The organism is Pseudomonas sp. MYb60 (assembly GCF_002979555.1).
Lineage (GTDB): Bacteria > Pseudomonadota > Gammaproteobacteria > Pseudomonadales > Pseudomonadaceae > Aquipseudomonas.
Genome location: NZ_PCOZ01000035.1, coordinates 1 through 13,177 on the forward strand (window position 1 = coordinate 1; position 13,177 = coordinate 13,177).

11 protein-coding genes and 2 tRNA genes are annotated in these 13,177 nt (G+C 62.6%); all 13 read right to left on the bottom strand.

The window, feature by feature from the left end; translation table 11 throughout:
• Positions 1–73 (bottom strand) — tRNA-Asp (locus CQ041_RS25815).
• 55 nt (positions 74–128) lie between these two features.
• Positions 129–204: transfer RNA gene (locus CQ041_RS25820), tRNA-Val, on the bottom strand.
• A gap of 107 nt (positions 205–311) precedes the next feature.
• Entirely contained in the window at positions 312–1,076 is a 765-nt protein-coding gene (locus CQ041_RS25825; RefSeq protein ID WP_105525220.1) for an SDR family oxidoreductase, read from the bottom strand.
• 11 nt (positions 1,077–1,087) lie between these two features.
• A complete protein-coding gene (locus tag CQ041_RS25830) occupies positions 1,088–2,299 on the bottom strand; it encodes an O-succinylhomoserine sulfhydrylase (protein ID WP_105525210.1) in 1,212 nt (403 codons plus the stop codon).
• A gap of 65 nt (positions 2,300–2,364) precedes the next feature.
• Positions 2,365–3,870 (bottom strand): amidophosphoribosyltransferase, encoded by a 1,506-nt coding sequence (gene purF / locus CQ041_RS25835; RefSeq protein ID WP_105525211.1) that lies wholly within the window; start codon positions 3,868–3,870, stop codon positions 2,365–2,367.
• Between the two features lie 41 nt (positions 3,871–3,911).
• Positions 3,912–4,469, bottom strand: coding sequence for a CvpA family protein (locus CQ041_RS25840; RefSeq protein WP_105525212.1), 558 nt, complete (start codon positions 4,467–4,469; stop codon positions 3,912–3,914).
• Positions 4,470–4,654: 185 nt separating this feature from the next.
• Positions 4,655–5,311 (bottom strand): SPOR domain-containing protein, encoded by a 657-nt coding sequence (locus tag CQ041_RS25845; protein ID WP_105525213.1) that lies wholly within the window; start codon positions 5,309–5,311, stop codon positions 4,655–4,657.
• On the bottom strand, positions 5,295–6,602 hold the full coding sequence (folC, locus tag CQ041_RS25850; RefSeq protein ID WP_105525214.1) for a bifunctional tetrahydrofolate synthase/dihydrofolate synthase: 1,308 nt from the start codon (positions 6,600–6,602) through the stop codon (positions 5,295–5,297). The genes CQ041_RS25845 and folC overlap by 17 nt, the downstream gene beginning before the upstream one ends.
• Positions 6,599–7,519 (bottom strand): acetyl-CoA carboxylase, carboxyltransferase subunit beta, encoded by a 921-nt coding sequence (gene accD / locus CQ041_RS25855; protein ID WP_105525215.1) that lies wholly within the window; start codon positions 7,517–7,519, stop codon positions 6,599–6,601. The genes folC and accD overlap by 4 nt, the downstream gene beginning before the upstream one ends.
• Before the next feature lie 244 nt (positions 7,520–7,763).
• On the bottom strand, positions 7,764–8,384 hold the full coding sequence (locus CQ041_RS25860; protein ID WP_105525216.1) for a phosphoribosylanthranilate isomerase: 621 nt from the start codon (positions 8,382–8,384) through the stop codon (positions 7,764–7,766).
• Positions 8,385–8,448: 64 nt separating this feature from the next.
• On the bottom strand, positions 8,449–9,273 hold the full coding sequence (gene truA / locus CQ041_RS25865; RefSeq protein WP_105525217.1) for a tRNA pseudouridine(38-40) synthase TruA: 825 nt from the start codon (positions 9,271–9,273) through the stop codon (positions 8,449–8,451).
• A 170-nt stretch (positions 9,274–9,443) separates the two neighbouring features.
• Positions 9,444–11,969 carry a FimV/HubP family polar landmark protein gene (locus CQ041_RS25870; protein ID WP_105525218.1) on the bottom strand — a complete coding sequence of 842 codons (2,526 nt, stop codon included), beginning with the start codon at positions 11,967–11,969 and terminating at the stop codon, positions 9,444–9,446.
• A gap of 161 nt (positions 11,970–12,130) precedes the next feature.
• Positions 12,131–13,141, bottom strand: a complete 1,011-nt coding sequence (locus CQ041_RS25875; protein ID WP_105525219.1) for an aspartate-semialdehyde dehydrogenase — start codon at positions 13,139–13,141, stop codon at positions 12,131–12,133.
• Positions 13,142–13,177: the final 36 nt, after the last annotated feature.

Consider the following 13,177-nt stretch of genomic DNA (forward strand, 5'->3'; position numbering starts at 1 on the left):
GCAGCGGACGGGACTCGAACCCGCGACCCCCGGCGTGACAGGCCGGTATTCTAACCGACTGAACTACCGCTGCGCGTCGGTGCAACCTTTAACGTTGCGTCTCACCCGAAGGTAAAACTCTCAAGAAGTGGTGGGTGATGACGGGATCGAACCGCCGACCCTCTGCTTGTAAGGCAGATGCTCTCCCAGCTGAGCTAATCACCCTTTGCTTCGTTGAGGCCGCGAAATTTACGCAGGTAACGGACCTAAGTCAATAGCCTGCTTGAAGTTTTTCTGAAAAAGACAAAATTTCTTCAAGACAGGCACCCGCCTTACTCGCTGTAAATCATCTTCTTGCTCATGCCACCGTCCACGACAAACTCCTGCCCGGTGACAAACCCGGCCTGGCGCGACAGCAACCACGCCACCATCGCCGCCACGTCCTCTACCGTACCCACCCTGCCCGCCGGATGCTGGGCATGATCGACGTCGGTCAACGGTTCAGCACGGCGTACCGCTGGATCACGCGCATCGATCCAGCCAGGGCTTACGGCATTCACCCGCACTTCCGGTCCAAGGCTCATGGCCAGCGCATGGGTCAGCGCCAACAGGCCACCCTTGCTCGCCGCATAGGCCTCGGTGTCGGGCTCCGACTGCCGCGCCCGGGTCGACGCCAGGTTGACGATCGCACCGCCATGGGCGCGCAGGTACGGCGCACAGTGCTTGGCCAACAGCATCGGCCCACTGAGGTTTACCGCCAGCACCCGATTCCAGTAGGCCAAATCCAGGCTTTCGAGGGTGATGTTGTGCGGCTCGGCCACCGCCGCATTGCACACCAGCGCATCCAGGCGCCCAAATTGCCCCAGGACCTCTGCAACGCCCTGGGCCACCTGCTTCTCGTCGGCCACGTCCATGGTGATGAACCAGGCATTGTCACCCAATACCTTCGAGACCTTGGCCCCGCGCTCGCGGTCCAGGTCCGTCAACACCACTTGCCAGCCTTCGCTGATCAGCCACGCGGCGATGCCGAGGCCGATACCACGCGCTGCACCGGTCACCAGCGCGACGCGCCCGTTACTGGCCGTCGCAGCCTCCAGGGACCACTCGATCACAACGCCGCGAACCCGCGAGCCAGGTCAGCCTGCAAGTCGGCGACGTCTTCCAGGCCCACTGCAATGCGGATCAGGCTGTCGCGGATACCGGCCGCTTCACGCTCCTGCGGCGCCAGGCGCCCGTGGGACGTGGTGCTTGGGTGCGTGATGGTGGTCTTGCTGTCACCCAGGTTCGCGGTGATGGAGATCAGGCGGGTCGCATCGATAAAGCGCCAGGCGCCCTCCTTGCCCCCTTTCACTTCAAAGCTCACCACAGCACCGAAGCCGCGCTGCTGGCGCTGGGCCAACGCGTGCTGCGGATGGCTCTTGAGGCCGGCGTAGTGCACTTTCTCGATACCGTCCTGCTGCTCCAGCCACTCGGCCAGCGCCTGGGCGTTGGCGCAATGTGCCTTCATCCGCAGGTTGAGGGTTTCCAGGCCCTTGAGGAAGATCCACGCGTTGAACGGGCTCAAGGTCGGGCCCGCGGTACGCAGGAAGCCGACAATTTCTTTCATCTGCTCGCCACGACCGGCCACCACACCGCCCATGCAGCGGCCCTGGCCGTCGATGAACTTGGTGGCCGAGTGCACGACAATGTCTGCGCCCAGCTTCAACGGCTGCTGCAAGGCGGGCGTGCAGAAGCAATTGTCCACCACCAGCATCGCGCCCTTGGCATGCGCCACTTCGGACAGCGCGGTGATGTCCACCAATTCAGCCAGCGGGTTGGACGGCGACTCGACAAACAGCAGCTTGGTGTTCGACTTGATCGCCGCGTCCCAGCCGGACAGGTCCGCCAGGGGCACGTAGTCGACTTCGATACCGAAGCGCTTGAAATACTTCTCGAACAGGCTGATGGTCGAACCGAACACACTGCGCGACACCAACACGTGGTCACCGGCGTTGCACAGGCTCATCACCACCGCCAGGATCGCGGCCATGCCGGTGGCCGTGGCCACCGCCTGCTCGGCACCTTCCAGCGCGGCGAGACGCTCTTCGAACGCCCGCACGGTCGGGTTGGTGTAACGCGAATAAACATTGCCCGGCACTTCGCCAGCAAAGCGCGCCGCCGCATCGGCAGCGGTGCGGAACACGTAGCTGGACGTGAAGAACATCGGGTCGCCATGCTCGGCTTCCGGCGTGCGGTGCTGACCGGCGCGCACAGCCAGGGTATCGAAAGCTACGCCATCGAGGTCGCTGTCCAACCGACCGGCATCCCATTCCTGACTCATGCTGCCACTCCTTACTCAATTCTTTATTTAAGATACAAAACCGGCCCCTCAGGGCCGGTGTCAACTCAGTTGTTGTACAGATCGATGATCGCGCTGACCGCCTGGGTCTTGATCTTCGACGAGTCGTTTCGCGCCTGCTCGATCTTGTCCAGGTAGGCCTCGTCGACATCACCGGTCACGTACTTGCCGTCGAACACGGCGCAGTCGAATTGGTCGATCTTGATCTTGCCACCCCCGACGGCCTCGATCAGGTCCGGCAGGTCCTGATAGATCAGCCAGTCGGCGCCGATGAGGTCGGCAACGTCCTGGGTCGAACGGTTGTGGGCGATCAGTTCGTGGGCGCTCGGCATGTCGATGCCGTACACGTTCGGGTACCGCACGGCGGGGGCGGCAGAACAGAAGTACACGTTCTTCGCACCGGCTTCGCGGGCCATCTGGATGATCTGCTTGCAGGTGGTGCCACGCACGATGGAGTCATCCACCAGCATCACGTTCTTGCCGCGGAACTCCAGCTCGATGGCGTTGAGCTTCTGGCGTACCGACTTCTTGCGCGCCGCTTGGCCCGGCATGATGAAGGTACGGCCGATGTAGCGGTTCTTCACGAAGCCTTCACGGAACTTGACGCCCAGGTGGTTAGCCAGTTCCAGCGCAGCAGTACGGCTGGTGTCCGGGATCGGGATCACTACATCGATATCGTGCTCAGGACGCTCGCGCAGGATCTTCTCGGCCAGCTTTTCACCCATACGCAGACGGGCCTTGTAGACCGAAACACCATCGATGATCGAATCCGGGCGCGCCAGGTAGACGTGTTCGAAGATGCACGGGGTGAGTTTCGGCGCAACCGCGCACTGACGGGTGTGCAGCTTGCCGTCTTCGGTGATGTACACCGCTTCGCCCGGCGCGAGGTCGCGGATCAGGGTGAAGCCCAGCACGTCAAGGGACACGCTTTCAGAGGCGATCATGTACTCGACGCCTTCGTCGGTGTGACGCTGGCCGAACACGATCGGACGGATGCCGTGCGGGTCACGGAAACCCACGATGCCGTAACCGGTGATCATCGCGACGACCGCGTAACCACCGACGCAACGGTTGTGCACGTCGGTGACGGCGGCGAACACGTCTTCTTCGGTCGGCTGCAGCTTGCCGCGCTGGGCCAGCTCGTGGGCGAACACGTTGAGCAGGACTTCCGAGTCGGAACTGGTGTTGACGTGGCGCAGGTCCGATTCGTAAATCTCCTTGGCCAGCTGTTCAACGTTGGTCAGGTTGCCGTTATGCGCCAGGGTGATGCCGTAAGGCGAGTTGACGTAGAACGGTTGAGCTTCGGCCGAAGTCGAGCTACCGGCAGTCGGGTAACGCACATGGCCAATGCCCATGTGCCCGACGAGGCGCTGCATGTGACGCTGATGGAACACGTCACGCACCAGGCCATTGTCCTTGCGCAGGAATAACCGGCCGTCATGGCTGGTCACAATACCGGCAGCGTCCTGGCCGCGGTGCTGGAGGACGGTTAGCGCGTCATACAGCGCCTGATTGACGTTCGACTTACCGACGATACCGACGATGCCACACATGCGACGCAACCCCTACTTAATGAATCTTGACTGAACACAGCTTACTGAGGCGTTTTGGCCGGTAAGAGGTGTTCCTTGAACGGAATATCAGCGGGTACGCTGATTCCGCTGGCCAGCCACTGACTGCTCCACCCCAGAATCAGGTTCTTGGACCAATCTGCAACCAATAGAAATTTTGGCACGAGTACAGACTCCTGCCACCACGAATCCTGCTGTACCGGCCCCAGGCTCAACAGCCCGACCGCCACAACCACGAGCAACGCGCCACGCGCGGCGCCGAACGCCATGCCGAGAAATCGATCGGTCCCGGAGAGGCCGGTGACGCGTATCAACTCGCCAATAAGATAATTGACCATTGCCCCCACCAGCAGCGTGGCGATGAACATGATGGCGCAGCCCGCGATGACGCGAGCCGAAGGTGTCTCGATGTATCCGGCCAAGTAGACCGACAGTGAACCACCGAACATCCAGGCAACGACTCCTGCGATGATCCAGGTCAGCAGCGACAGTGCTTCTTTTACAAAGCCGCGGCTCAGACTGATCAAAGCGGAGACAGCGACGATTGCAACGATCGCCCAATCAACCCAGGAAAATGGCACAGTACAGCCTACATACGGATAAGGCGGCGGATTTTAGCAGAGCGATGGGCTATCGGTAAGCAGTGATTGCGACCGCTGTGCAAAACAGTAGTTTGTGACGAACCTACTCTATTTCAACCCACCCATAAAACTAATGTGGGAGGGGGCAAGCCCCCTCCCACATTTTGACTGCATCGCCCTACTTGTTAGCCGCGCTCAGGCTGGAACCGGGTCACGAAACCCTTCAAGTTCTGCTGGCGATCAAGCAGATCCCGCAGGCGATCCGCCTCGGCACGCTCGATCAGCGGGCCGATAAACACCCGGTTTTTGCCATCGGCACTGCGGATATACGCATTGTAGCCCTGGGAACGGAGCTTCTTCTGCAAGGCATCGGCACCTTCGCGATTGCCAAGACTGGCCACCTGGATCGACCAACTGATCGGCAAGCCATTCGGGTCGATACGGCTCTGACCCACATCCGGCTTGCCCGGTGCGGCCGGTTGCGGGGCCACAGGTTTGGGCGCAGGCGCTGGTGCAGCGGGCTTCGCCGCCGCAACAGGCGCAGCCGGCTTGACCACCGGTACGCTGGGTTGCACCGGCATGGTCGGCGCCTGCTGGGCAGCCATTTCTTCAGCGCTCGGCACCGGCTCGGCTTCCGGCAGGGCCTGAGGCTCGGGCACCACCACCGGTTCGACCTGCACTTGCGGCACCGCCGGGGCCTGTGGCGCAGCCGGCGCCTCAACGACGACCTGACGCTCTTCATCCTGACGGGAGAACAGCATTGGCAGGAAAATCACCGCCAATGCCACCAGAACCAGGGCCCCGACCATTCGCTGCTTGTAAGCGCTATCCAGTAATGCCATGTGCAGCTTCCTCCGTGGAGCGCCGGGCCAACCACTCAAGCGCCTCGGCAACACAATAAAATGATCCGAACAACAGAATCTCGTCCTCGGCCGTCGCCACCGCACACTGCGCCTCGAGGGCAGCGGTCACGCTTGCATACGACGTCGCCGGCGCACCAAGGTTCTGCAAAGCCATCTCCAGCTCGCCCGCTGGACGGCTGCGCGGCGAATCCAGCGGCGCAACAGCCCAACTCTGGACGCTGCCCAGCAATGGCGCGATCACGCCTTCCAGGTCCTTGTCGGCCAGCAGGCCAAACACCGCAAGGCGACGACCGATGGGCGGCGTGCGCGCCAGGCGCTGCTTCAGGTACTCGGCTGCATGGGGGTTATGGCCCACATCCAGCAGCAGGTTAAGGCGTTTGCCTTGCCAAACGAAGGCGCGACGATCCAGGCGCCCCACGACGCGGGTTGCCAGCAATGTCGCGGCAATGTGCGTGGCATCCCAGGGCAGATCGAGCAACAGATAGGCCTGCAGCGCCAGCGCGGCGTTTTCCATCGGCAGGTTCAGCAGCGGCAAGTCGCGCAGCTGTACTTCCCCACCCCGGGCATCGCGCCCGCGCCACTGCCAGTGCCGATCACCGATCTCCAGGTCGAACTCGCGACCTCGCAGGAAGAACGGGCAATCCAGCGCGCGCACCTTGTCGAGCAAGGTCTGCGGAGGATCGATATCGCCACACAGCGCAGGCTTGCCCGCGCGGAAAATGCCCGCCTTTTCGTAGGCCACGGATTCGCGGGTATTCCCGAGGTAATCGGCATGGTCGACGCCGATACTGGTGACCAGCGCCAGGTCGGCATCCACCACGTTGACCGTGTCCAGGCGCCCACCCAAGCCCACTTCCAGCACGACCACATCCAGTTGCGCGCGCTCGAACAGCCAGAACGCCGCCAAGGTGCCCATCTCGAAATACGTGAGGGAAGTATCGCCACGGCCTACGTCGAGCGCGGCAAAGGCTTCGCAGAGTTGCTCATCAGTGGCTTCGACGCCATTGAGTTGCACCCGCTCGTTGTAGCGCAGCAGGTGCGGGGAATTGTAGACGCCAACCTTCAGCCCTTGGGCTTGCAGCAGCGCCGCGACAAAGGCACAGGTAGAGCCTTTGCCGTTGGTGCCGGTCACCGTGATCACACGCGGTGCCGGGCGGCCCAACCCCAGGCGGGCCGCTACCTGTTGCGAGCGCTCCAGGCCCATGTCGATGGCGGACGGATGCAACTGCTCAAGGTAGGCGAGCCATTCGCCCAGGGTACGTTGGGTCATAGGTTTGCAGGCACCGGCGGCACGACAATCGGCTCTACCTTGGGTGCGACATACACAGGCGTCGGCAGGCCCATCATTTGTGCCAGCAGGTTACCCAGGCGTGGACGCAGCTCACCACGCGGGATGATCAGGTCGATGGCGCCGTGCTCCAGCAGGAACTCGCTGCGCTGGAAGCCTTCCGGCAGTTTTTCACGCACGGTCTGCTCGATCACACGCGGGCCGGCAAAGCCGATCAGGGCCTTTGGCTCGCCGACGATCATGTCACCCAGCATCGCCAGGCTGGCGGAAACGCCGCCGTAGACCGGGTCGGTCAGTACGGAGATGAACGGGATACCTTCTTCACGCAGCCGCGCCAGCACGGCGGAGGTCTTGGCCATTTGCATCAGGGAGATCAGGGCTTCCTGCATGCGCGCACCACCTGAGGCGGCGAAGCAGATCATCGGGCAACGGTTTTCCAGGGCGTAGTTGGCCGCGCGCACGAAGCGCTCGCCGACGATGGCACCCATGGAACCGCCCATGAAGGAGAATTCGAACGCCGAGACCACCACGGGCATGCCCAGCAGCTTGCCGCTGACAGAGATCAGCGCGTCTTTCTCACCGGTCTGCTTCTGCGCACCGACGAGACGGTCCTTGTACTTCTTGCTGTCGCGGAACTTGAGACGGTCAACCGGCTCCAGGTCGGCACCCAGCTCGGCACGGCCATCGGCATCCAGGAAGATGTCGATACGGGCGCGGGCGCCGATACGCATGTGATGGTTGCACTTGGGGCAAACGTCCAGGGTCTTTTCCAGCTCCGGGCGGTACAGCACCGCGTCGCAGGATGGGCACTTGTGCCACAGACCTTCAGGAACCGAGCTTTTCTTTACCTCGGAACGCATGATCGAAGGGATCAGTTTGTCTACTAACCAGTTGCTCATGCTTTCTTTCTCCAGTACCGGTGGCTTGAACACAGCCCCGCGTATGCCCTTGAGCTAAATTCATATGTGGCGATGACACTTGCAGGACGGGGTCAGGCGTTCGACCGGCCATTTCCCGCAAGCTTCCTCAGCCTTCCAGACAACCTGCCAGCGCAAGGTTGCCACTTCATTTCCGGGCCACCCACAGGCGGCGCCGGGCTGTTTTACACAGTGGTAGTTATGGACGGCGGCAGACTGCCAGCCGTCACATCCCGCGCACAGCCTGCATGAATGCGCGAATCTTGCCGTGGTCCTTGATGCCCTTGCCCTGCTCCACGCCACCGCTGACATCCACGGCATAAGGCCGAACCTGTTCGATGGCCGAAGCGACATTCGCAGGGTTCAACCCACCAGCCAGGACGAGCGGCTTGCTCAACCCCGCGGGGATCAACGACCAGTCAAACGCCTCCCCCGTGCCCCCCGGCACACCTTCGACGTAGGTATCCAGCAGGATTCCACGCGCGCCGGTGTAGGCAGCGCAGGCTGCGGCGATATCATCGCCAGCCTTGACGCGCAGCGCCTTGATGTACGGACGCTGGTAGCTCTCGCACTCCTCCGGGGTTTCGTCGCCGTGAAACTGCAGCAGGTCCAGCGGCACAGCATCCAGGGTTTCGTTGAGTTCGCAACGACTGGCATTGACGAATAAGCCCACGGTGGTCACAAACGGAGGCAGCGCAGCGATGATCGCCCGCGCCTGCAACACATTCACCGCCCGCGGGCTCTTGGCATAAAACACCAAGCCAATCGCATCCGCCCCCGCCTCCACTGCCGCCAGCGCGTCTTCTATGCGGGTAATCCCGCAAATCTTGCTGCGAACGGCTGGCATGTCGTGGAAACCTCAGGGATTGGACCGAGAAAGTCCCGGATGGTAACAAAAGCTTTTCCGGGCGTCAGCCGCCAAGTTCGCTGAAACCTGTGAGGAAGTGTGGCCCGATGAACCGTTCCGGCAGCTCGAACTCGTCGCGGTACTCCACGTCCACCAGGTACAGGCCGAAGGGATGGGCCGTGACGCCGCCCGTACGGCGAATGCGGCTCTCCAATACTTCCTTTGCCCACTCCACCGGGCGCTCGCCGGTACCGATGGTCATCAGCACGCCGGCAATGTTGCGCACCATATGGTGCAGGAACGCCCCGGCGCGGATGTCCAGCACGATCATCTTGCCGTGACGCGTCACCCGCAGGTGGTGGACTTCCTTGATCGGCGACTTGGCCTGGCACTGGCCGGCACGGAAGGCACTGAAGTCATGCACGCCCACCAAGTGCTGCGCGGCCTCGGCCATGCGCTCGGCGTCCAGCGGACGGTGATTCCAGGTGATTTCTTCGTTGAGGTGCGCCGGACGGATCTGGTCGTTGTAGATCACGTAGCGGTAACGCCGCGCAATGGCCTTGAAGCGCGCATGAAAATGCGCTGGCATGACCTTGGCCCAGCTGACACTGACGTCGTGGGGCAAATTGATATTGGCACCCATCACCCACGCCTTCATCGAGCGTTCGGCCTGGGTGTCGAAGTGCACCACTTGGCCGCATGCGTGCACACCCGCATCCGTGCGCCCGGCGCACATCAGCGACACTGGTGAGTCAGCGACTTTGGACAGCGCTTTTTCCAGGGTTTCCTGCACCGTCAGCACGCCAGACGCCTGACGCTGCCAGCCGCGATAGCGCGACCCTTTGTATTCAACGCCCAAGGCGATGCGGGAAAAGCCTGCGGCCGCCATTTCGGCGGCCGCGTTATCTATATTTGCCAAGAACTGAGAGCCCGATGAGTTGCGCAAAGGCCGCCATTATAAGGGGCACGCGAGCGCGGTGGGCGCTTTTGTTGGGGATTGATGCGACGCAGAATGCAAGAGCGAGCAAGCCCGCTCCCGCACTGGACAGGCGCCGCCCTTTAAATGCGTCCGAGCATTTCCTTGGCCTCGCCACGCTGGGCTTCGTCACCTTCGGTGAGCACTTCGGAGAGAATATCCCGTGCGCCGTCGGCATCCCCCATGTCGATGTAGGCCTGAGCCAGGTCGAGCTTGGTGGCCACTTCGTCGGTACCGGACAGGAAGTCGAACTCGGGTTCATCACCGCCCAGTGCCGCGTCTTCGGCGGTGAAGGAAGGATGCTCCAGGCTCTGGGACAACCGGTCCAGCTCGGCATTCACATCATTGAGCTCGGAAGCAAAAGGGTCGGCGGTAGAAGCCTCTGGCTCCTCCGCCAGGGACAGGTCGAAATCTTCCGGCAAGTCAAAATCGTCCAGTGCCGCCGGGGTGAGGGTCGGCGGCTCGGACGCGTCTTTGAGCGGGTCATCCAGGCCCGACAGGAAGTCATCGTCGGAGGGTTCCGAGGCCGGATCTTCCAGTTGCAGGTCCAGGTCGAAGTCCGACAAGTCATCCGGAGCGGCCTTGGCCTCGGTCTGCTGTTGCAGCAACGCTTCAAAACTCAGCTCATCGTCCTGCGCTGCAGGTTCATCCAGGCTCAGGTCGAAATCGGTGTCGAAGGCTTCCGGTTCAGGGGCCTGCGGCTTGTCTTCCAACAGATCCTTGACGTATTGCGCATCCAGGGCCGCCGCGGCAACCGCCGCACTGACACCGGCCGCCAGCACGGCCATCGCCGGGAAACGGCCCTTGAGCTGTTCAACCTGGGCATGGTTTTCACCATTGGCGACCAGTTGACGCTCCTGGCCAACGAAGCCGTCCTTGTTGTTTTGCAGGCCGTAGACCTCCATCAACTTCAAGCGCAGCTCACTGCGCTTGGGCTCGCGCTTGATCGCCTGCTCCAGCACGTCGGCAGCCTGGTTCAGGTGCCCACGGTCAATATGGGATTGCGCCTGGGCCAGTGCATCGCTGGAGTTCAGCGGCGCCACGGCCACGGCGAGCGGTGCAAGCACGGAGGCAACGGTCGGAACCGGCTCGGCTGCTGGGGCCGGAACGGGAGCAGGTGCCGGGGCAGCCGCCAGCTTGACGCTCGGCGGAGGTACTTCTAGGCCTTCGAAACTGTCCGGCGGCAGGTCCTGGTGGATGTCGGAGGTGAACGCCGGTTCTTCAGCCAGCTCCCGTGCCATGCGCAGGTGTTTCTCTTCTTCGCGGCGAGCGTTGCGATGGCGCGCCCACAGCAGCAAAAGCAGCAGTACCAGGAGACCGGCAGCACCGCCGATCACACCCAGAACGATCGGGTTGGTCAGCAGCTCGTTAAATTTATTCTCAGCGGTCGCCGCAGGCGCGGCATCTGGCGTGACCGCCTCAGGCGCCGGGGCGGCAGGTGCTGGAGTGGCTGCCGGCGTGGTTGTCGGCGCAGCGGGAGCAGCGGCCGCAGGGTCGGTCGCCAACTGAGCCGGAATCGCCGCCGCAGCCACCGCGGCCGGGTCGCCCTTTTCAGCCTGCAAGCGGGCCAGTTGATCGTTTTTCAGCTGGATCAGCTTTTGCAACTTGTCCAGTTGGCTCTGCAAGTCAGCCGCACGGCTTTTCAACTCATCGTTGTCGCGGCGGGTGGTGTCCAGTTGCTCCTGGGTCATCGCCAGTTTGTCGTTCACGGACTGGCTGTCACCGGCCTTGCCCTTGGCGCCCTTTCGAGCATCGGCCGAGACCAGGCTCAGGTTATCCTTGGCATTGGTGCTCGACGGTGCATTGCCGGCCTGGGTGCGCTTGGTGGCATCCAGTTGCTGCTTGCCCGCAGGCTGGTTGGAGACGGTACGACGGCCCTCGCGCCAGGCAGCGTTCTGCGCGCTCACCTCGGCGATAGCCTGCGGTTGCGGCAACGCAGTAATTTGCACGGTGTCCGGCAGGCGCAACACTTGGCCGGTTTTCAGGCGGTTGATGTTGCCGTCGATAAACGCATCCGGGTTCAGCGCCTGGATGGCCAGCATGGTCTGCTGAACCGAGCCGCCATTTCGGTGCTGGGCGGCAATTTCCCACAGGGTGTCGCGAGAAGTGGTGGTGTGCTGCGCCGGCGCACCCGCTGCAGGCGCGCGACTGGTGGCCGGGGCTGACAGGCGCGATGCCGGGGCAGCGGCGGTCGGCGCTGGCTGGTCGAACTTGGCCGGGTCGAGCAATACGCTGTAGTCACGCATCAAGCGGCCGTTTGGCCACTGCACCTGCAACAGGAAGCGCACGTAGGAATCCGGCAGCGGCTTGCTGGAGGTGACGCGCACCACGCTGCGCCCGCTCGGGTTGACCACGGGGGTAAACGTCAGGTCATTCAAGAACGCCTGGCGATCAACGCCTGCATCCACAAACGCCTGGGACGACGCCAGGCTCGGGGTGATCTCGGACGCGGTGAGGCCACCGACATCGAGCAATTCGATTTCCACCGACAACGGCTGATTCAACTTCGACTTGAGGGTCATTTCCCCCAACTGAAGTGCCTGCGCCATACCGGAGGACAGCGCCGATGCGGCCGCTATTGCTAACACCAGTTTGCGAACTTGAACCATAGCCTCATCCTTTGTTTGAACACTCCCCGGCCTGCGAGAAGGTTGGTAACCGCTGCCATAAGGCATGGCGAGCCGATAGGTTACCGACGCGCTTCTGTCCTGCTTGGGGCCAAGCATAGCGCCTGACTAGAATCAATCTACAAATTGCCGCCAAGTATCTTTTACACAAGGTCTTTTATCAACAACTGCGCCAGCTGTACGGCGTTAAGGGCTGAGCCTTTGCGTACGTTATCTGACGTCAGCCACAGATTTAGTTCCGCCGGGTCATCGATGCCCGCCCGGACGCGGCCGACGTAGACCACATCCTGGCCCACCGCATCACCGACGGCTGTAGGAAAATCCCCTTCGTCAACCAGCTCAATGCCCGGCGCTGCTTCCAAGGCTTGATTGACCGCCGCCAGATCGACGGCGCCGCCCAGTTGCAGCGACACACTCAGGCTATCGCCAAAAAACACCGGGGCTTGAATGCAGGTTGCGGAAATCTTCAGCGAAGGCGTTTCCAGGACTGCGCGCAATTCGTGCACGAGACGTTTCTCCAGGTCCGTATGCCCCTGGGCGTCCGGCGTGCCGACTTGTGCCAACACGTTGAAGGCCACTTGCCGGTCGAAGAACGTGGGTTCCAACGGGCGCATGTTCAGCAACTCGGCGGTCTGACGGGCCAGCTCGCTGACGGCTTCGCGGCCCTGCGAGGACATGGCCAGGTTGGCGGTGACGCTGACGCGCTGGATATCCAGCAAACCGCGCAGCGGCGCGAGGACTACCGCCAGGTGAGTGGCGGACGGGCTCGGGCTGGCGAGCTGAAAGGGCTTTTTCAGCGCCTCAAGCACGTGGGCATTGGCCTCCGGAACAACCTGCGGCGCCTGGGCGGCCGGCAAGGCGCCGGACAGGTCGATCACCGCGCAACCGGCGGCGGTGGCGCGCGGGGCGAAACTCAGGGTTACCGCCGGGCCAGCGGCAAAAAACGCCAGTTGCACCTGCTTGAAGTCGAACGCGTCGACCTCCTTGACCCGCACGTTCTTGCCACGAAACGGCACGGAGGCGCCCGCCGAGTTGCTGCCGGCCAGCAAGTACAGGGTGCCCACCGGGAAGTCCAGCTCTTCGAGGATCTGCACCAGGGTTTCACCCACGGTGCCGGTGGCGCCGATCACGGCGATTTCAAAGGTCTGGGTCATGGGGGCTGCCTCGGGCATTGCGGGGGGGAGCGGCAC

Bases quoted from the DNA above. Each gene is read 5' to 3' on its own strand.
- purF (WP_105525211.1), bottom strand. From the start codon at position 3,870: ATGTGTGGCATCGTCGGTATCGTCGGTAAGTCGAACGTCAATCAGGCG.
- CQ041_RS25845 (WP_105525213.1), bottom strand. From the start codon at position 5,311: ATGGCATTACTGGATAGCGCTTACAAGCAGCGAATGGTCGGGGCCCTG.
- accD (WP_105525215.1), bottom strand. From the start codon at position 7,519: ATGAGCAACTGGTTAGTAGACAAACTGATCCCTTCGATCATGCGTTCC.
- CQ041_RS25875 (WP_105525219.1), bottom strand. From the start codon at position 13,141: ATGACCCAGACCTTTGAAATCGCCGTGATCGGCGCCACCGGCACCGTG.
- CQ041_RS25860 (WP_105525216.1), bottom strand. From the start codon at position 8,384: ATGCCAGCCGTTCGCAGCAAGATTTGCGGGATTACCCGCATAGAAGAC.
- CQ041_RS25870 (WP_105525218.1), bottom strand. From the start codon at position 11,969: ATGGTTCAAGTTCGCAAACTGGTGTTAGCAATAGCGGCCGCATCGGCG.
- truA (WP_105525217.1), bottom strand. From the start codon at position 9,273: ATGGCGGCCGCAGGCTTTTCCCGCATCGCCTTGGGCGTTGAATACAAA.
- CQ041_RS25830 (WP_105525210.1), bottom strand. From the start codon at position 2,299: ATGAGTCAGGAATGGGATGCCGGTCGGTTGGACAGCGACCTCGATGGC.
- folC (WP_105525214.1), bottom strand. From the start codon at position 6,602: ATGACCCAACGTACCCTGGGCGAATGGCTCGCCTACCTTGAGCAGTTG.